Source organism: Agromyces sp. ISL-38 (genome assembly GCF_018613935.1).
Classification (GTDB): domain Bacteria; phylum Actinomycetota; class Actinomycetes; order Actinomycetales; family Microbacteriaceae; genus Agromyces.
Genome location: NZ_JAGGPF010000012.1, coordinates 102,642 through 120,585, shown reverse-complemented (window position 1 = coordinate 120,585; position 17,944 = coordinate 102,642). Strand labels below are relative to the sequence as shown.

Annotated in this window: 16 protein-coding genes; 6 read left to right on the top strand and 10 right to left on the bottom strand. The window is 67.0% G+C overall.

Annotated features, from left to right (window positions below; translation table 11 throughout):
• Positions 1 to 25: 25 nt before the first annotated feature.
• Together rfbD and rfbB are read right to left on the bottom strand one after the other, a co-directional pair.
• Positions 26 to 877, bottom strand: coding sequence for a dTDP-4-dehydrorhamnose reductase (gene rfbD, locus J7E25_RS14605; RefSeq protein ID WP_214870888.1), 852 nt, complete (start codon positions 875 to 877; stop codon positions 26 to 28).
• Between the two features lie 4 nt (positions 878 to 881).
• Complete coding sequence (gene rfbB, locus J7E25_RS14600) at positions 882 to 1,880, bottom strand: dTDP-glucose 4,6-dehydratase (protein ID WP_214870887.1); 999 nt, start codon at positions 1,878 to 1,880, stop codon at positions 882 to 884.
• Between the two features lie 78 nt (positions 1,881 to 1,958).
• On the opposite strand from rfbB, the gene J7E25_RS14595 reads away from it, so the two are divergent.
• The 3 genes from J7E25_RS14595 to J7E25_RS14585 all read left to right on the top strand — a co-directional run bounded on the left by J7E25_RS14595 (position 1,959) and on the right by J7E25_RS14585 (position 4,565).
• Positions 1,959 to 2,570: a dTDP-4-dehydrorhamnose 3,5-epimerase family protein gene (locus J7E25_RS14595; RefSeq protein ID WP_214870886.1), complete on the top strand. Its 612-nt coding sequence runs from the start codon at positions 1,959 to 1,961 to the stop codon at positions 2,568 to 2,570.
• 3 nt (positions 2,571 to 2,573) lie between these two features.
• Positions 2,574 to 3,449, top strand: a complete 876-nt coding sequence (gene rfbA / locus J7E25_RS14590) for a glucose-1-phosphate thymidylyltransferase RfbA (RefSeq protein WP_214870885.1) — start codon at positions 2,574 to 2,576, stop codon at positions 3,447 to 3,449.
• Positions 3,450 to 3,521: 72 nt separating this feature from the next.
• Complete coding sequence (locus tag J7E25_RS14585; protein ID WP_214870884.1) at positions 3,522 to 4,565, top strand: glycosyltransferase; 1,044 nt, start codon at positions 3,522 to 3,524, stop codon at positions 4,563 to 4,565.
• Here J7E25_RS14585 and J7E25_RS14580 read toward each other — a convergent pair.
• The 4 genes from J7E25_RS14580 to J7E25_RS14565 all read right to left on the bottom strand — a co-directional run bounded on the left by J7E25_RS14580 (position 4,536) and on the right by J7E25_RS14565 (position 8,848).
• Complete coding sequence (locus tag J7E25_RS14580) at positions 4,536 to 5,789, bottom strand: ABC transporter ATP-binding protein (RefSeq protein WP_214870883.1); 1,254 nt, start codon at positions 5,787 to 5,789, stop codon at positions 4,536 to 4,538. The genes J7E25_RS14585 and J7E25_RS14580 overlap by 30 nt on opposite strands.
• A 61-nt stretch (positions 5,790 to 5,850) precedes the next feature.
• Complete coding sequence (locus tag J7E25_RS14575; RefSeq protein WP_214870882.1) at positions 5,851 to 6,756, bottom strand: glycosyltransferase family 2 protein; 906 nt, start codon at positions 6,754 to 6,756, stop codon at positions 5,851 to 5,853.
• Positions 6,757 to 6,770: 14 nt separating this feature from the next.
• A complete protein-coding gene (locus tag J7E25_RS14570) occupies positions 6,771 to 7,685 on the bottom strand; it encodes an ABC transporter permease (RefSeq protein ID WP_214870881.1) in 915 nt (304 codons plus the stop codon).
• An 11-nt stretch (positions 7,686 to 7,696) separates the two neighbouring features.
• Positions 7,697 to 8,848 (bottom strand): glycosyltransferase family 2 protein, encoded by a 1,152-nt coding sequence (locus tag J7E25_RS14565; protein WP_214870880.1) that lies wholly within the window; start codon positions 8,846 to 8,848, stop codon positions 7,697 to 7,699.
• 225 nt (positions 8,849 to 9,073) lie between these two features.
• On the opposite strand from J7E25_RS14565, the gene J7E25_RS14560 reads away from it, so the two are divergent.
• The 3 genes from J7E25_RS14560 (at position 9,074) to J7E25_RS14550 (ending at position 14,500) form a co-directional block, all read left to right on the top strand.
• Positions 9,074 to 10,624, top strand: coding sequence for a DUF2142 domain-containing protein (locus J7E25_RS14560; RefSeq protein WP_214870879.1), 1,551 nt, complete (start codon positions 9,074 to 9,076; stop codon positions 10,622 to 10,624).
• Positions 10,625 to 10,748: 124 nt separating this feature from the next.
• A complete protein-coding gene (locus tag J7E25_RS14555) occupies positions 10,749 to 12,857 on the top strand; it encodes a hypothetical protein (protein ID WP_214870878.1) in 2,109 nt (702 codons plus the stop codon).
• A gap of 74 nt (positions 12,858 to 12,931) precedes the next feature.
• Positions 12,932 to 14,500, top strand: a complete 1,569-nt coding sequence (locus J7E25_RS14550) for a DUF2142 domain-containing protein (RefSeq protein ID WP_214870877.1) — start codon at positions 12,932 to 12,934, stop codon at positions 14,498 to 14,500.
• Here the strand turns inward: J7E25_RS14550 and J7E25_RS14545 are convergent.
• Genes J7E25_RS14545 through J7E25_RS14530 form a run of 4 tightly spaced genes read right to left on the bottom strand, consistent with a single transcriptional unit; the run spans position 14,484 to position 17,912 of the window.
• Positions 14,484 to 15,440, bottom strand: coding sequence for a glycosyltransferase family 2 protein (locus tag J7E25_RS14545; RefSeq protein WP_285289860.1), 957 nt, complete (start codon positions 15,438 to 15,440; stop codon positions 14,484 to 14,486). The two genes, J7E25_RS14550 and J7E25_RS14545, sit on opposite strands and share 17 nt — an antisense overlap.
• Positions 15,441 to 15,815, bottom strand: coding sequence for a GtrA family protein (locus J7E25_RS14540; protein ID WP_214870875.1), 375 nt, complete (start codon positions 15,813 to 15,815; stop codon positions 15,441 to 15,443).
• 31 nt (positions 15,816 to 15,846) lie between these two features.
• Entirely contained in the window at positions 15,847 to 16,809 is a 963-nt protein-coding gene (locus tag J7E25_RS14535) for a Gfo/Idh/MocA family protein (RefSeq protein WP_214870874.1), read from the bottom strand.
• The gene (locus J7E25_RS14530; protein WP_214870873.1) at positions 16,806 to 17,912 is read right to left on the bottom strand and encodes a DegT/DnrJ/EryC1/StrS aminotransferase family protein; all 1,107 of its coding nucleotides are present in this window, start codon (positions 17,910 to 17,912) and stop codon (positions 16,806 to 16,808) included. The genes J7E25_RS14535 and J7E25_RS14530 overlap by 4 nt, the downstream gene beginning before the upstream one ends.
• Positions 17,913 to 17,944: the final 32 nt, after the last annotated feature.

Genomic DNA, 17,944 nt, shown 5'->3' with positions numbered 1-17,944 from the left:
TGTGATCAGTCGGTCATGCCGGTGATCAGTCGCGCGCGAACACTCCACGCGCCGTGGCGTCGGCCAGCGCCTCACGCCAGTCACGCATCGGCGAGAGTCCGGCTGCCTGCCACGCGTCGTGGCCGAGCACCGAGTACGCCGGGCGCGGCGCCGGGCGCACGAAGGCGGAGCTATCGGTGGGCGTGATCCGCTCGGGGTCGACACCGGACTCGTCGAGCACCGCGCGGGCGAACTCGAACCACGTCGCGGAGCCCGAGTTGGTGCCGTGGTAGATGCCCGCCGGAGCGTCGGCATCGAGCATGGCGACGATCTGGGCGGCGAGGTCGGCCGTCCAGGTGGGCTGGCCGAGCTGGTCGTCGACGACCGACCACGTGTCGCGAGACTCCGCGAGCGCGAGCATCGTCTTCGCGAAGTTGGGGCCATGGGCGCCGTAGAGCCAAGCGGTGCGCACCACGTAGGCACCTCCGGGATGACGTTCGAGTGCGAGCTCCTCGCCGGCGGCCTTGGTGCGGCCGTACGCGTTGATGGGATCGCGCGGGCGGTCTTCGGCGTAGGGGGTCGTTGCGCTGCCGTCGAAGACGTAGTCGGTGGAGATCGTCACGAGCCGCGCACCGAGATCTGCGCACGCTGCGGCGAGATTGGCCGGCCCGACGGCGTTGACCGCATAGGCGGCGTCCTCGTGCGTCTCGGCTTCGTCGACGTTCGTGTAGGCGGCGCAGTTGATCACGACGTCGTGGCCCTCGACTGCAGCCGCCACCGCCGCGGCATTCGTCACGTCGAGGTCGGCACGGCCGAGCGCGGTGACCAGGCGGCCCTCGAGCGCGGTCTGAAGGTCGCGTCCGAGCATGCCGGATGCCCCGGTGATCAGGTATCTCATGCGGCTACTGACCCTGCGCCTGGTAACGGGCCTCGGTGGCGTCCTTCTGCGGCGCCCACCATGCCTCGTTGTCGCGGTACCACGCGATCGTGTCGGCGAGGCCGCTCTCGAAGTCGGAGAACTCGGGCTCCCAGCCGAGCTCGGTGCGCAGGCGCGTCGAGTCGATCGCGTACCGGAGGTCGTGGCCGGGCCGGTCGACGACGTGGTCGTATGCGTCGTCGGGCTGGCCGAGCGTCGTGAGGATCAGCTCGACGACCTCTTTGTTGTTCTTCTCGCCGTCGGCACCGATGAGATAGGTCTCGCCGATCTCGCCCTTGTCGAGGATCGTGAGCACGGCGGAGGAGTGGTCGTTCGCGTGGATCCAGTCGCGCACGTTCTCGCCCTTGCCGTAGAGCTTGGGTCGTTCGCCGCGAAGCACGTTCGTGATCTGGCGGGGGATGAACTTCTCGACGTGCTGGAACGGGCCGTAGTTGTTCGAGCAGTTCGAGATCGTGGCCTTCACGCCGAACGAGCGCACCCAGGCCCGCACCAGGAGGTCGCTGCCGGCCTTCGTCGACGAGTACGGGCTCGAGGGGTTGTACGGCGTCTGCTCGGTGAACCTGGCCGGGTCGTCGAGCTCGAGGTCGCCGTACACCTCGTCGGTGGAGATGTGGTGGAAGCGGATGTCGTGCTTGCGCGCCGCCTCGAGCAGCGTGAACGTGCCGACGATGTTGGTGTCGAGGAACGGCCGAGGGTCGTCGAGCGAGTTGTCGTTGTGGCTCTCCGCTGCGTAGTGCACGACCGCGTCGTGCTCGGCGAAGAGCTCGTCGACGAGCGCCGCGTCGCAGATGTCGCCCTGCACGAAGCGGAAGCGGTCGGCGGGGAGGCCCTCGAGCGAGGCGAGGTTGCCGGCGTAGGTGAGCTTGTCGAGCACGGTCACCGTGTGGTCGGTGTTCGCGAGCACGTAGTGGACGAAGTTGGATCCGATGAAACCGGCTCCGCCGGTCACGAGAAGTCTTGACACCCGAACATCCTAGCGACCCGTCCGGGATCGAACTTGGGTGCCCTCTGGGTGCTCGTCACCATTGGTACACTTCTGACCGTGCAGATCCGCGAACTGAAGATTCCCGACAGCTACGAGATCACCCCGAAGCAGTTCGGCGACGACCGCGGAGTCTTCCTCGAGTGGTATCGCCTCGACCGGCTCGAGGAGGCGATCGGCCACCCGCTGGCGATCGCGCAGGCGAACACGTCGGTCTCGAAGCGCGGGGTCGTCCGCGGCATCCACTTCGCCGACATCCCGCCGAGCCAGGCCAAGTACGTCACGGCCACGCGGGGCGCCGTGCTCGACTTCGTCATCGACATCCGAGTGGGCTCGCCGACGTTCGGGCAGTGGGACTCGGTGCTCCTCGACGAGAGCGAGCGTCGCGCGATCTACATCGCCGAAGGACTCGGGCACTGCTTCGTGGCGCTCACGGAAGACGCCACCGTCAGTTACCTCGTGACCGCGCCCTTCAACGCGCCTCGCGAGCACGGCATCAACCCGCTCGACCCCGAGGTCGCGCTCGTCTTCCCCGAAGCGGCCGGCGAGCTCCTGCTCTCGCCGAAGGACACCGAGGCCCCGAGCCTCGCCGAGGCCGCGGCATCCGGCCTGCTTCCGACATGGGAGGCCGCGCGGGCCTTCTACGACACGCTGAACAGCAAGGGGAACTGACCGATGCGCGGCATCATCCTCGCCGGCGGGTCCGGCAGCCGGCTCTGGCCGATCACCAAGGGCATCTCGAAGCAGCTCATGCCCATCTACGACAAGCCGATGATCTACTACCCGCTGTCGACGCTCATGATGGCGGGCATCCAGGAGATCCTCATCATCACGACTCCCGAGTACAACGCGCAGTTCCGCGCACTGCTCGGCGACGGCAGCGATCTCGGCATCCGGCTGGAGTACGCGGTGCAGCCGTCACCCGATGGGCTGGCGCAGGCGTTCATCATCGGCGAGGAGTTCATCGGCGACGAGAGCGTGGCGCTCGTGCTCGGCGACAACATCTTCCACGGCAGCGGCCTCGGTTCGGCGCTTCGCGAGCACAAGGACATCGACGGCGCGCTGATCTTCGCGTACCAGGTGAGTGACCCGACCGCCTACGGCGTCGTCGAGTTCGACGAGGACTTCCGCGCGTTGTCGATCGAGGAGAAGCCGGCCGAGCCGAAGAGCAACTACGCCGTGCCCGGACTCTACTTCTATGACAACCGCGTCGTCGAGATCGCCAAGACGATCGAGCCCAGCGCCCGCGGCGAACTCGAGATCAGCACGGTCAACGAGCGTTACCTGAACGAGGGCGCACTCTCGGTGCAGGTGCTCGATCGAGGAACGGCCTGGCTCGACACCGGTACGTTCGAATCGATGATGCAGGCGTCGGAGTACGTGCGGGTCATCGAAGATCGCCAGGGCTTCAAGATCGGATGCATCGAGGAGATCGCCTGGCGCGCCGGATGGATCGACGATGAACAGCTCGGCCGCCTGGCCGCACCGCTCGTCAAGAGCGGATACGGCCAGTACATCCGCCAGCTGCTCGCGGCGGAACGTGCCGGATGAATCCCCGAGCACGTGGCGGCCGCTGAACGATCGAGGCGGCCTGTGCTCTCGTCGCTGAAGAACCGATTGGCGATGACACGTCTCGGGCGCGCGGTGATGCTGCGATCTCGCGTCGCCAGGGTTGCCGATTCGAACGCCCGGCTTCGTGGTGGGCTTCCCGGCACCCGGTGGGCTGTACGAGTATCGGCGCCGCTCGGGCCCGATGGCGACCGCTATGGCGACGTTCCATTCGCAGACGATCTTGCGGCTGCCCTGTCACCGTTCGTGCAGTCCGTGCGGGTGTTCCGTCTCGACGAGGAAGTCGTCGACGTCGACGTCGTCGTCACGCTTCGAGGCCTTGCCGGGCTCGAGCGCATCGACGGCGCCGTCAACGTGCTGTGGGTGATCAGCCACCCTGAGCTCGTCACCGACGATGAGCTTCGAGCGCACGACCTCGTCTACGCCGCCAGCATGGTTTGGGCGCCGAGGAGACAGCGTGAATCGGGAGTGGTGATCACACCGCTCCTCCAAGCGACGAATCCCGCCCGCTTCCGGCCGGATCCGGCGACTCGACAGCGAGCCGGAGTGCTGTTCGTCGGTACGACGCGGGGAGTCGAGCGTCCGGCGGTGCTGTGGGCGATCGATGCCGGCGCAGAGGTCGAAATCCATGGGCATGGATGGGAGCCGTACGTTCCTGCTGAGCGGATCGCGTCCACGCACATGCCGAACCGAGTGCTCCCGAAGGCATACGCCGCCGCCGACATCGTCCTCAATGACCACTGGACCGACATGGCTCGAGAAGGGTTCATCTCGAACCGAGTGTTCGATGCGGTCGCGTCGGGGGCCGTCGTCGTTTCCGACCGGGTCGCAGGCATCGATGAGATCAGTCCCACGCTGATCCGGACATTCGGCTCCCGAGACGATCTCGCCCGCATCCTTCACGCCGACGACCGGCCCGGGCTCGCCGAACGCGCACAAGAGGCATCGCGCGTGGGGGCGGTGCACTCATTCGATGCCCGGGCTTCGCGGATGGTCTCCGACGTGGGCCGGATCGTCACGTCGAGCAGCGGGATCCGGCGTCTTTCCCTGCGGCTTGTGTCGCGAGGGTCAGCGGGGGACCGTCGGCGAGGCCGGTAGCACCCGGAACTCCGGCTTCGCATACACGCTGCCGCTCGCGTCGGAATGCTCGGCGACGTTGAAGCTGAACGCCTGCGTGAGGTCGTGAAGGTGGCGACCCGCGTAGTCCATGAACGAGACGTTGACGAAGTACTTGCCCCCACCGAGCATCGGGTTCAGCAACTTCAGACTCACGGTACGCCTGCCGTGGAGGGGATCGAGCTCGAGCGGCGATCGATCAGTGGATGCGCCGTAGACCTTCTGGCCGGTCGCGTTGTCGATCTGAACGGCGCAGATCCAGCGGTCGATTCCGGTCGTGTGCTCGAACTCGGCGACGATCTCGAGGTCGTCGCCGGCGCGCAGCGTCGGATTGCGCTCGCCATCGTGACCAGCAAGGTAGGCGGAGAGCACCCGCCCGTTCTCGAGTACGGGGTTCAGTGGCGCCGCGTGGATCTCCTCCTGACGGCGGTCCTCGAGCAGATCGCGGAATGCCACGATGGCAGCGTTGGGCTCGCCGTCCATGATGACCTCGCCGTGGTGAAGCAGGATCGCCCGATCCGCCAGCTCGGCGACCTGGCCCATCGAGTGCGTGACCAGCACGATGGTGCGGCCCTCGGTCTGGAACGTGCGGATCGTGTCGAGGCACTTCCGCTGGAATGCCTCGTCACCGACGGCGAGCACCTCGTCGACGAGCAGGATGTCGGGATCGGTGTGTACGGCGACTGCGAAGGCGAGTCGAACGTACATGCCGGAGGAGTAGAACTTCACTTGGGTGTCGATGAACTCGCTGATTCCGGAGTACGCCACGATGTCGTCGAATCTCGAGTCGGTCTCCTCCCGCGAGAGGCCGAGGATCGACGCGTTCAGGTAGACGTTCTCGCGGCCGGTGAGGTCGGGGTGGAAGCCGGCGCCGAGTTCCAGGAGGGCGGCGAGCCGACCCCGCAGTTCGACCGAGCCCTCGGTCGGTGCGAGGATGCCTCCGATGATCTTCAGGAGCGTGCTCTTGCCGGAGCCGTTGTGCCCGATGAGCGCGACGGTCTGGCCGGCATGGAGCTCGGCGCTGAGACCGCGGAGAGCCCAGAAGTCCTCACGGTGACGCTTGCCGGCGCGACCGAGGGTGACCAGCCGTTCCTTCAGCGAGTTGTCCTTGCGGATCACGAACCGCTTCGATACGCCGTCGAGTCGGATGACGGGAGGACCGTCCGGCGTCGGGGCCGAAAGCCGGGTCGCATCGGCGGTCGTCATCGTGGTCGTGCTCCATTCGCAGGGTGTGACTGGGGAATCGGGGGAGTGAGCCCAAGCAAGCCTAGCCGGAGGCCCCTGTGCGTCGGTCGGGGGCGGTCTCGCGCGCGCTCCGCGCGATTGCGGCTCCCAGCCTGAGCGCGAGGCCGGCCCGGAGCGCGAGTCGCACGGGCGCAAGCCACGGTCCTCGGTAACGGCGGGCCAGGTAGCGGTAGGCGCTCGCATGGTGCTCGGTCAGCATCCGCGATGACACGGAACCCGTGGAGTGCGCACCGATGTGCATCACGCGGGCACCCGGCACGTAGACGTTATGGGCCCCGGTGGCACGCAGCCGATCTCCGAGATCCACGTCCTCGAAGTACATGAAGTACCCCTCATCGAATCCTCCGACGGAGCGGAACCGTTCGATGGGGACCATGAGGCAGGCCCCGGAGAGCCAGTCCACCTCGCGCGGTACCGCTGAGGATGCGGCCGTTGACTCTTCGCGGTATCGCCGGGACCAGCGATTCCGGGGTGCGATGTCACCCAGCAGTGCGTGGCCGATGCCGACTCGCAGCGAGGGTGAGCGCCGCGCAGAGGGATACACCGAGCCGTCGGTGTTCAGGATGGCCGGTCCGACGCTTCCGATCCGGTCCTGCCCGCTCGCATAGGCGACGAGTTCATCGATCGCCCCGTCATCGAACTCGAGGTCGGCATTGCAGATGAGCAGGTACTCGCCGGGCATCGTGAGCGTTGCGACGGCAGCGTTCACGCCACCGCCGTAGCCGACATTCTCTTCGAGCTGCACGAATTCGGCACCATGGCCGATCGCGATCCGCCGACTCTCGTCGCGGTCGGCACTCGCGTTGTCGATGACGACGACATCGGTGCGCACCTGCCGCGAGGCGGCGGGAATCGACTCGAGCAGTCGAGTGAGCACGGCGCTCGAGTTGTAGAGCACCACGATCGCCGTAACACGCGGGCCGTCCATCGGCGCTGGGTGGCTCACAGGGCTTGGGCGAAGTCGCCCTGCAGGCGGTTGAAGACGACGTGCGCGCCGATGATGGCGAGGATTCCCGCGAGCAGTGCGATCCCCATGCGGAGCAGGAGGTCAGGCGGATAGGAGGCCTCGGGTCCGTTGACCCAGAACGCCTTCTGGAATCCCATGACGGCGAGCGTCACCGGATTGTTGGTGTAGATCTCGAGGACCCACTCAGGAACGGCGCGCTTCACCATCTCCCAGCTGTAGACGATCGGCGATGCCCACATGAGCAGCATCACGATCACCTCGATGAGGTACTGGATGTCGCGCAGGAAGACGTTCGCCGCCGACAGGAGGAGGGCGAGGGCTGCGCCGTAGACGAGGATCAACGCCAGCCCCGGGAGGAGGTACAGGATCTCGGCGTGCCAGGGGAACACCCGGAATCCGAGGGTGGCCAAGAGGAGGATGGCGAGCTGGACGCCGAAGTTGAACAGCGAGGCGCCGACGGAAGCGAGCGGGAAGATCTCGCGTGGCAGGTAGATCTTCTTCACCAGGCCGCTGTTGTTCACGATCGATCCCGCGCCGCCGAGCACGATCTCGCTGAACAGCGTGTACGCCGTGAGACCGGTGAAGACATAGATCGCGAAGTCGGGGATACCGCGGGCCGCCCCGAGGAAGTGCCCGAGGACGACGTAGTAGATCGCCAACTGGGTGAGCGGGCGCACGAGCGACCACATGAAACCCAGTGACGAGTCCTTGTACCGCGCCTTGAGGTCACGCCGGATCAGCAGGTCGAGCATCTCGCGCCGACCGAAGATCTCCTTGAGCGCGGACCAACCGCGGTATCCCCTCGACCGTGCGGTCGAGTCGAGTGGAAGGGCGTCGAGCCTCGAGAACCGCGCGGCTCGGATGTCGGGGGCGGAATGAGGCGAAGACATAGGCGATCAGTCTACTCGGATGGTTCGCTGGGGATTGCCCGGCCCCTGCGAAAGCGCCGGATGAAGGGGTACAAGAGCACGCGAGCGCGCTCGTCGACTCGCCAGGCTGCTCGCACCAACCCGCGCCTCCGCAGATCATCGAGGGTCTCGGTGAGCTTCTCGACGTTGCGGCGTGCCTCGTCGCGCTGGTCCACCGCCAGGTCGTGGAAGGAACGGATCCGATCCGCCTCGTCCTCGCCCCGTAGCTCGACGACGCGCAACTGCGTTCCGGTCGCCTTCAGCGATTCGAGGGCGTCGTCGTCGTATGCGACATCGGGAACGAGTCCCGGGACGCCGTCGCGGTCGAGCGCGACGAGGCGCTCGTCGCGAACGAAGGATCCGTCTGAGAGACCCTGCTCCATTTCCTGCGCGCTCGGATGCTTCGCGACGTAGGCCGCCTCGAGCCATCCCTCCTCGAGTCGTCGGAAGTCGAGCATGCCGTGATGCCGAGGGCTCGGTGCGAGCGTGGGGTTGGCGAGGTATGCCTCACCGGAGACACGGACCTTGTACGAGTACTGCCGCCAGGAGCGCCAGGGGAGGTGCAGCACCTCGATGCCGTCTCGGAACTCCGCTTCGGGCCACCCGGGCGCTTCGGCCCGATGATTGCCCTGCGCCACCACGACCTGGGCATTGCCCCGGTGGACCGCGTTCGGCGTGGGGTGGAATGGGATGCCCGATTCACGGAGGGTCTCGGGGGTGCGTTCGTCTCGCAGGGTGAGACGGCGCAGGCCGCTGCCATCGCGAGCGGGGGCGCCGGTCAGGTTGACGACGGGGACGCGGAACACCGGCACGTCACCGGGCACACGTTCGAGCGCGTTCCTGACGCTGTCGGCGGTACCGTATGGAACCCAGAACTCGTCGGCGTCGGCGTTGATGACCCAATCGGCCCCGAGATCGGTGAACGCGTGCCGCGCCATCCGCGTGACGGACTCGCCCTGCTGCTTGCGATGCACGGGGTCGTGCCAGATCGTGACGAACCCGTCGCGCTCGAATGAGCGGAGGACGTCGAACGTTCCGTCGACCGAGGCGTTGTCGGTGACGATGACGTGATCGATGCCCTGTTCCCGATGATGCGTGAGCATCGCCCCCACGATGTCCGCTTCATCGCGGACCATGAGGGTCATCAGAATTCGCACAATATCGGTTCTCCTCGGGCGGAATATCCGTGCAAGCGTATCCCAAGATCCGCTGCAGATCTCATGTCGCAAGCGCACGAAATGCTCGATTCCTGCAGATTCGCGACGCGGTGATTCGCCGCACCGCACAGCCTCTCGGGGACGCCGTCGGCCCTGGTCCGGCGTAGGATGCCCGAGGCGCTTCGGTGGCGCCGGGATGCGGAGGCGGCGCCGGTGCGGCGATTGAGTGGGGTCTTCGGCGAGCGGCCGGCAGTTCGATTCCTGTTGACCTGGCTGCTCCTGTTCATCGCCGGCGCGTCGTGGGCGATCGCCACGCCACTCGGTGCCAGCCCCGACGAGCCGGCGCACATCATCAAGGCGGCCGCCGTGGTGCGCGGTGAGCTGCTCGGCGAGCCGACCGATGCCCCTGCCGTGCGCGAGGTCATCGTGCCGAGGGGAATCGCCGACTCGCTCGGCTGGACCTGCTACCGCCGCGACGGCACGGTGGAGGCCACGTGTATGCCTCCGGTCAGCGACGACTGGTCCGATGCCCCGGCGACCACCTCGGCGGGCCTCTACAACCCGACGTACTATGCGCTCGTCGGTTGGCCCTCCCTCGTCCTCCAGGACACCTCCGCCGTGGCCATGGGCATGCGGCTCGTCAATGCGCTGCTGACCTCCCTCTTCCTCGCCATCGCCGTCGCGGCGCTGCTGAAGTTCGGCCGGTCCCGGATCATCGTCGCGACCATCGCCGCCGCGGTGACGCCGATGGTGATCTTCCTCAATGCGTCGGTGAACCCCAACGGCCTGGAGATCGCGGCGGGCGCCGCATTGCTCGCCTCGCTGCTGTACCTCGTGCGACGCGATCCCGAAGCGAGATGGCGATGGCTTGTGGTCATCGCGGTCAGCGGGATCCTCCTCGCGCAGTCGCGGGGGCTCTCCCCGCTGTGGCTCGGGCTGTTGGGGCTGACGGCGATCATCGCGGCACGCCCTGAACGCCTCGGCCGCCTGCTCAGGAGCCCGGGTGTCTGGATCACGATCGCGGCACTGCTCGGCGGCATGCTGGCTGCCGGTGCGTGGATCCTCCGTACCGGCACGCTCGGCAGCATGGGGGTGTTCCCCGGTGCAGGTGAGGTCGAGCCCCCTGAGGCATTCATCCAGATGCTCTTCGAGGTGGCACTCGATCCGGGGTATATCGGTCTCTTCGGCTGGCTCGACGCGCCCGCGCCGGCGATCGCCTACGTGACGTGGTCATTCCTCGCCTGCCTCCTCGTGCTGGTGGCCATCGGATTCGCGAGGGGACGCCTGCTCGCGGCGTTGGCCTTCGCGCTGCTCGTGTTCTTCTTCGTGCCACCGATCGTGCAGGCCGCCTCGATCGAGACCTCCGGGTACATCTGGCAGGGCCGCTACGCGTTGGTGGCGTATGTCGGCGTGATGATCGTGGCCGGCGTCGCCGCGGTGGAGTGGGGGGCGTCGTCGCCTCGCACCGGTGTCCCGATGCGCGCCCTGCGTCGAATCGACGTCGCGGTCGTGTCGATCGTGTCGTTCGCACAGGCGTTCTCGTTGCTGCAGGCCACCAAGCGGTATGCCGTCGGAACGGATGACAGCTGGTCCGCGTTCTTCACCGAACCCCGATGGCTGCCGCCGCTGGGTGCCTACGTGTGGCCGACCCTCGTCGCCGCGGCGTTCGTCGGACTGTTCATCACGCTGAGGCCCCGCGAGCCGCACGACGACGAGCCGATGGCCGAACATGCAGACCGGGAACCCGTCACCAGAACGGCGTGAGCGGCGAGCGCGATCAGATCCGCAGCAGATCGCATGTCGCGAGCCCGCGAATTGCCCGAGTCCCGTAGATTGACGACGATGCGCGGTTCCTGACCGCGCACGAGGTTGTCGGGGGGCTCGCGGCATGCTGAAGAAACATCGACGTTTCCGGGTGGTGGCGGTGCTCACCGCTGCGCTCGTGGGATCGCTGCTCGCGCCGTTCACCCCGATCGCGCCGGCAGGAGAGGCGCAGGCGATCACCGGCAGCGACTTCAACGCCGGCTACATCATCTCGGACGAGATGTTCTTCAAGTCCGACGCCATGACCGAGGCGCAGGTCCAGTCGTTCCTGGTGTCACGGGTGCCGTCGTGCGTCGGTGCGAACGGTCAGCCGTGCCTGCGCGACTATCGCGCCACGACGTATACTCGCGCCGCCGTGGAACCGGGCCACTGTTCGAGCTACATCGGAGAGGCGAACGAGTCCGCTGCGCGGATCATCGTGAAGGCGGCCCGCGCCTGCGGCATCAACCCTCAGGTCCTGATCGTGATGCTCCAGAAGGAGCAGGGACTCGTCACCGCGACGTCACCGACGGAACGGCAGTATCGGGTCGCGATGGGATACGGATGCCCCGACACGGCGGCGTGCGACACGAAGTACTACGGCTTCTACAACCAGGTCTACAACGCGGCCTGGCAGCTCCGGCAATACACCAACTATCCGCAACGCGCCTATCGCATCGGCGTCGTGAACATCGCCTACAACCCGAACGCCGCGTGCGGTTCGTCCGCGGTCAACATCCGGAACCAGGCGACGGCGAACCTCTACAACTACACGCCGTACCAGCCGAACGCCGCCGCACTCGCGAACCTGCGCGGCATCGGCGACGGATGCTCCGCCTACGGCAACCGGAACTTCTGGGTGACGTTCCACGATTGGTTCGGCGATCCGACCGGCGCGAACGTGAACCCGATCGGGAACGTCGAGCTCATCGCGACGCAGCCGGGATCGTTCCGTGTGGTCGGCTGGGCGCTCGATCCCGATTCGTCGGCACCCATCTCGATTCACGTGTACGTCGGCACGGTCGGCACGGCCTACGGCGCAGAGCTCACGCGCAACGACGTCGGTGCGGCGTATCCGGGCCTCGGCAGCCAACACGGCTTCGACGTCAACGTGCCGGCACAGGGCGCGGACCAGCGCCGCGTGTGCGTCTACGCGATGAATGTGGGACCCGGCGCACCGGTGCTCCTCAGCTGCGTCGACACCGAGCCGCTCAGCGGGCCTCCCGTCGGCAGTGAACCCTCGATCACCACGACGGCGACGACCGTGGAGGTCAGCGGATGGGCACTCGATCCTGACATCACCGGCGCGATCCCCGTGCACGTCTACGTGGGATCGGTCGGCACCGCGATCACCGCCTCCAAGGCCGCGACGATTCCGTCCAAGTACGCGGCGTACGGACCGAACCACGGATACGCCGCCAGCCTCCCCACGTCGCCCGGCGAATACCGCGTCTGCGTCTACGGCATCAACTCGGGGCCGGGCGGTCACGCCCTGTTCGCGTGTCGTGACGTCGTGGTCGGGAATCCACCCTTCCCCGATCTGGGCCGCGCACCGATCGGCAATGTCGAGCTCGTGCGTGCCGGTGTGGGTTCCGTCGAGCTGTCCGGGTGGGCGCTCGATCCCGACACGACCGCGTCGATCCAGGTCCACGCGTACGTCGACTCGGTGGGCGTCGCCTTCGCGGCCGACAAGGAACGGGCGGATGTCGCCCGCATCTATCCGCGCAACGGCAGCGCTCACGGCTTCGCGACGACGATCAAGGCGGAGCCCGGACAGCGCCGGGTGTGCCTCTATGCGATCAACACGGGAGCCGGCGGGCACACGCTGCTCTCCTGCACCACACTCGTCATTCCGGCTGCACCTCCGGCTCCCGATCTCGGACGCGTCCCGATCGGGAACGTGGAGGTGCTGGAACCGGTCGCCGGTGGAGTCGCGGTCGGCGGATGGGCACTCGATCCCGATACCGACCAGCCGATCCAGGTTCACGTGTATGTCGACACCGTCGGCACCGCCCTGCGCGCCGACCTCGAACGACCCGATGTGGCACGCGCCTACCCGGCGAACGGGCCGTATCACGGGTTCGAGGCCGTCATTCCGGCGTCCACCGGCGCACACCGGGTCTGCGTGTACGGAATCAACACGGGGCCCGGGGGGCACGTCCAGTTCCGCTGCGCAGACATCGTCGTTCCGTGAGTCGCATCACTGTGCCCGGACCGTACAATGCTTGAGGCGCTCCGGACGGCGCCCAGAAGGCGGAGGCTGCCCCGGTGAAACGGACGTTGAAGGCGATCGCTGAACGGTCGGCGATTCGATTCGCCCTGATCTGGCTCCTGCTCTTCATCGCAGGCGCTTCCTGGGCGATCGCGACGCCGCTCGGTGGAAGTCCGGATGAGCCGGCGCACATCATCAAGGCTGCAGCGGTTGCCCGGGGTGACGTCCTCGGAGAGGCGACCGATCAGCCGGCCGTTCGCGCGGTCACCGTTCCGAAGGGGCTCGCCAGCTCTGCGCGCTGGCCGTGCTACGCCTTCGACGGAACGAAGGAGGCGAACTGCCTCTCGTACGTGAACGACGACTGGTACGACGTGTCGGCCAAGACCACCGCCGGTCTCTACAACCCCACGTTCTACGCGATCGTCGGATGGCCGTCGCTGCTCCTCGACGACGCCTCGGCGGCGGTGATGGCGATGCGCCTGATGAATGCGCTCGTGACATCCCTCTTCCTCGCCTTCGCAATCGTCGCGATGCTGAAGTTCGGTTCCTCCCGGATACTCGTCGCCGCCATCGCCGCGGCGATCACCCCGATGGTGCTGTTCCTCAACAGTGCCGTCAACCCGAATGGGCTCGAGATCGCCACGGGCGCTGCGCTCCTGGCATCGCTCCTCCATCTCGTACGTGGCGATCTCGCGGCGAAGTGGCCATGGTTGCTGATCACCGCCGTGAGTGGGGTGATCCTCGCCCAGTGCCGCGGTCTCTCCCCGCTCTGGCTCGGCCTGTTCGGGCTCGCGGCGATCATCGCGGCTCGCCCAGGTCGGCTCGCACACCTGCTCCGGCTGCCCTCCGTCTGGCTCACGGTGGCAGCGCTGGTCGGTGGCGTGCTCGCGGCAGGTGCCTGGATCCTCCGCACCAACACCCTCGGCAGCATGGGCGTCTTCCCGGGTGCCGACGAGGTGACCCCCGACGAGGCGTTCATCGAGATGCTGTTCGCCCGCACCCTCGATCCCGGATACATCGGTGTCTTCGGCTGGCTCGACACCCCAGCGGCGCCGATCGCATATGTGACCTGGTCCTTCCTGGCACTCGCCGTGTTGATCGCCGCCATCGGCATCATCCGGGGTCGCGCGCTGGCTGCGCTTGCGTTCGCACTCGTCTCGTTCATCCTCGTGCCCCCGATCGTGCAGGCGGCATCCGTCGAGACTTCCGGCTACATCTGGCAGGGCCGCTATGCGCTCGTCGGATACGTCGGTGTGCTGATCGTCGCCGGAGTCCTGGCATCGGAGTCGAACGTGTTCGGCGGCGTCGTTCCGCGACGCGCGCTCCGTCGCATCGACGTGACGCTGCTCTCGCTCGTCGCCTTCGCACAGGCGTTCACGCTGTTGCACGCGACGAAGCGGTACGCCGTCGGAACGGATGTCGACTGGCTCAGCTACTTCGAGGAGCCCCAGTGGTCGCCGCCGCTCGGCGTCTACGTGTGGCCGCTCCTCGTCGGCGCCTCGGCGGCGCTGCTCTTCATGACACTGCGGGCACGCCGCGACGACGATGCCGCGTCGGCCCCCGACGATGCGGCCGACGCGGTCTCCGACCACGCCGACCGCGAGGTCGTCAGCGGAAAGGTCTGAGGTTCGGCGTCGACGGGCTCGCCTGGATGTCGAGCTGCAGGGCGCTGATCAGCATCTGCGATCCGATCATGAGCGGAAGTGCTGCGAGCATCACGGTCGCCGCGGTCGCGACGACTGACCCGATCACCTGGAACGCAACCCAGATCGCGATGCCGATGCCCGCAACGAACAGCAGCAGGCCCATGAAGAGCAACAGCGCGATGGGGGAGAACGACCAGAGCACGTAGCGGTACCAGATGCGCCGCCAGAAGCCGCGGAAGAGCAGGTCGAGGAGCTCGGGCACCACCTTGCCGAGCCGAATGCTCGACACCTCATCGCCGTACACGGCGGGCACCGGCACGTCGACGGCCGACACCTGCTGGATGTTGAGGTGGATCAGCAGGTCGTTCTCGAACGAGTACCGCTTCGCCACGCTGTCGAGCGGGATGTTGCGGAGCACGTCGGCCCGCACCGCCGTGTATCCGTTCTGCGGGTCGAACAGGTGCCAATAGCCTGACGCGAGCTTCGTCATGAACGAGAGGACGATGTTCCCGAACACACGGTGGCGTGGCATGCCCTCGAAGGACTCGGGAGCGAAGAAGCGGTTCGCCTTCGCGAACCCGAACCCTCCGTCGGTCACCTTGTCGAGCAGCCCCGGCAGGTGCTCGGGATCCATCTGCGCGTCACCGGCCATCACGACGTTCACGTCGGCGCCCAGCTCGATCGCGGCACGGTGCCCGGTGATGATGGAGCCGCCGACGCCCTGGTTCACCTCGTGCCGGAGCAGTGTCACCCGACTGGAGTCGATCGAGCGGACGACCTCGCTGGTCGCGTCGGGACTGCAATCATCGACGATCACGATGTGGTCGACGAAGTCTGGCATCGTCGCGATGACCGTTCCGATCATCGCCTCTTCCTTGTAGGCGGGGACGACCGCTGCGATTACTGCACCCTTGTACATCTATGCTCGGCTCTCTTTCGGATTCTCCGCGAACACCCAGTACCGGTACGCGAAATAGTTCCATACCGTCATGGCGACGGTGGCGATGACCTTCCCGGCCACCCAGCCGGCGCCGGTCCAGTCGACGGATGCCACGATCAGCACGCTCGCGGCGGTGTTGAACGCCACGAGCGCCGCATACTTCAGGATGGCGATCCCGTGCGGTGCCATCGACGTGAACGCGAACATCTTCTGCACCGTGTAGGTGAAGAAGAAGCTGAGCAGGAACGCCGCACCGGTCGCCAGCCAGAGCGGCCAGCCCAGCACGTTCTTGAACAGCGCGAGGAGCCCGAGATCGACGAGGAACGCCGCGCCGCCCGCGATCAGGTACCTCACGGCGCTGTGGTCGAACACACGTCTGATCACGTCAGTTGTTGCCCCTGTTCGCGGTCGCAGCGTCGATGACCTCGTGGGAGGGGAGGATCGTGGCGCGCTCGGCCGCGGCGTCGCTGATGCCCTCGACGAGATCGACGAAGTGCGAGAACTGCGTGGTGAGCGGCTCTTGTGAGCTCACGAGCTCGGGAATCTCGATGACGGTCTGCTGGCGGTATCCGCGTCCCTCGTCGACCGCATTCTCGGACACGTGATGGTAGACCGTGACATCGCGCCGTAGCAGGTCGACCTCGATCAGGCGATCCGTCTCGTGGATCGAGAGCTGGCGGATCTTGCGCTGGCCGATGCGGCTCGCCGAGACGTGCGCGATGGCGCCGTCGCCGAAGCCGAGCAGCGTTTCGGCGACATCCTCGGCTCCATCGGCGGAGTCGGGATGGAAGAAGCCCAGTCGAGCGTCGACGGTGGTCGGCTCCGTGCCGATGAGGTTGATGGCGAGGTCGACATCGTGAACGAGGAGATCCCAGGCGACGCCGGTTCGGATTCGCGGCGCGTACGGCGAGTGCCGCGTCGCGGTGATGTGCAACGGACGCTCGATGAGCGCTCGTGCCGTCATGACGGCGGGGTTGTACCGTTCGAGCAGGCCGCACACGAGGGGGAGATCGCGCTGCTCGGCCAGCGCGATGATCTCACGCGTCTTGAGCAGGCTGTCGGCGACCGGCTTCTCGATGAGGAGGGCGGTGTCTTGGCTCAGCACCTGCATCGCGAGCTCGTGATGGGCCTCCGTCGCCGCGGCGATGACGACGGCATCGAATTCGCCGAGGTCGGGGAGCTCGGGTGCCCATCGGGTGCCGAATCGCTCTGCGACCTTGGCCCCGACCGACTTGCGAGGATCGACGAGCACCGTGAGCTCCGCGCGTGGCGACTGCGAGATGACCCGCGCGTGATGCGATCCCATCGTTCCGGCGCCGACGAGCGCGATCCGCAGCGGCCCGCTCATCGGGGAGCTCCGGAGATCTCCCGCACGGCCGAGATGACGGCGTCGAGCTCGTCGTCGGCGAGATGGTGATGAACGGGGAGTGACACCACCTCGTTGGCGATGCGGGCCGCGACCGGCGTGTCGGCGACGGAGACTCGAGGATGGCGGCGGTACGCGTCGTAGTCGGTGACGAGTCGCGGGTAGTAGGCCCCGCTGCCGATGCCGAGCTCGGTCAGCTGTTCGACGAACTCCGACCTGTCGACGCGAGCGTCTTCGGTGACCCGGATCGTGTACTGATGCCACACGTGCTCGCGACCCGGAAGCTCTCGGGGCACCACGATGCCGGGGGCATCCGCGAGTCCCTCGGTCAATCGCGCGGCATTGCGTCGCCGCGTCTCGACGATCGATGCGTACCGGGCCAGCTGGGGGATGCCGACGGCCGCCTGGAGATCGGTGAGGCGGTAGTTGTGTCCGGCCACCTCGTACTCGTATCGAGCCCGCATGCCCTGGTTCCGGAGGACCCGGAGTCGATCGGCGAGTTCCGCGTCGTCGGTCACGATGAGGCCGCCCTCGCCGGTGGTGAGGTTCTTCGTCGCGTACAGGGAGAACGTGCCCAGGCCGTAGCTGCCGGCCGCTCGCCCCTGGTAGGTCGCGCCGTGGGACTGCGCTGCGTCTTCGAGGATGCGCAGTCCGCGGTCGGCCGCGAGCGCCTCGATCGGCTGCATGTCGGCCATCTGACCGTAGAGGTGCACGGGGGCGAGCACCTTCGTGCGGGTCGTGATGCGCTCTCGCACCGAGTCGGGATCGAGGTTGAAGTCCTCTTCGCGGATGTCGGCGAACGTCGCCGTGGCGCCGGCCTCGAGAATCGCGTTCAGGGTTGCGACGAACGTGAACGGCGTGGTCAGCACCTCATCGCCCGGCTGGAGGTCGAGCACCTCGAGCGCACCGACGAGCGCCGTCGTGCCGTTGTTCACGGCGATCACGTGGTCGAGGCCGAAGGTTGCCGCGAACTCGTCTTCGAGCTGCTTCACCTTGGGGCCCTGCGCGATCGAACCCGATCGCAGCACCTCGAGAACCAGTTCCTCTTCTTCGATTCCGAACTGGACGCGTGTGATGGGGATCATTGTTCCTCGTGGGTTAGATTGCAATGTGCGAG

Excerpts from the sequence above, each read along its gene's own strand:
- J7E25_RS14530 (WP_214870873.1), bottom strand. The coding sequence starts at position 17,912 with ATGATCCCCATCACACGCGTCCAGTTCGGAATCGAAGAAGAGGAACTG.
- rfbA (WP_214870885.1), top strand. The coding sequence starts at position 2,574 with ATGCGCGGCATCATCCTCGCCGGCGGGTCCGGCAGCCGGCTCTGGCCG.
- rfbD (WP_214870888.1), bottom strand. The coding sequence starts at position 877 with ATGAGATACCTGATCACCGGGGCATCCGGCATGCTCGGACGCGACCTT.
- J7E25_RS14565 (WP_214870880.1), bottom strand. The coding sequence starts at position 8,848 with ATGACCCTCATGGTCCGCGATGAAGCGGACATCGTGGGGGCGATGCTC.
- J7E25_RS14580 (WP_214870883.1), bottom strand. The coding sequence starts at position 5,789 with ATGACGACCGCCGATGCGACCCGGCTTTCGGCCCCGACGCCGGACGGT.
- J7E25_RS14555 (WP_214870878.1), top strand. The coding sequence starts at position 10,749 with ATGCTGAAGAAACATCGACGTTTCCGGGTGGTGGCGGTGCTCACCGCT.
- J7E25_RS14545 (WP_285289860.1), bottom strand. The coding sequence starts at position 15,440 with ATGTACAAGGGTGCAGTAATCGCAGCGGTCGTCCCCGCCTACAAGGAA.
- J7E25_RS14570 (WP_214870881.1), bottom strand. The coding sequence starts at position 7,685 with ATGTCTTCGCCTCATTCCGCCCCCGACATCCGAGCCGCGCGGTTCTCG.
- J7E25_RS14575 (WP_214870882.1), bottom strand. The coding sequence starts at position 6,756 with ATGGACGGCCCGCGTGTTACGGCGATCGTGGTGCTCTACAACTCGAGC.
- J7E25_RS14535 (WP_214870874.1), bottom strand. The coding sequence starts at position 16,809 with ATGAGCGGGCCGCTGCGGATCGCGCTCGTCGGCGCCGGAACGATGGGA.
- J7E25_RS14585 (WP_214870884.1), top strand. The coding sequence starts at position 3,522 with ATGACACGTCTCGGGCGCGCGGTGATGCTGCGATCTCGCGTCGCCAGG.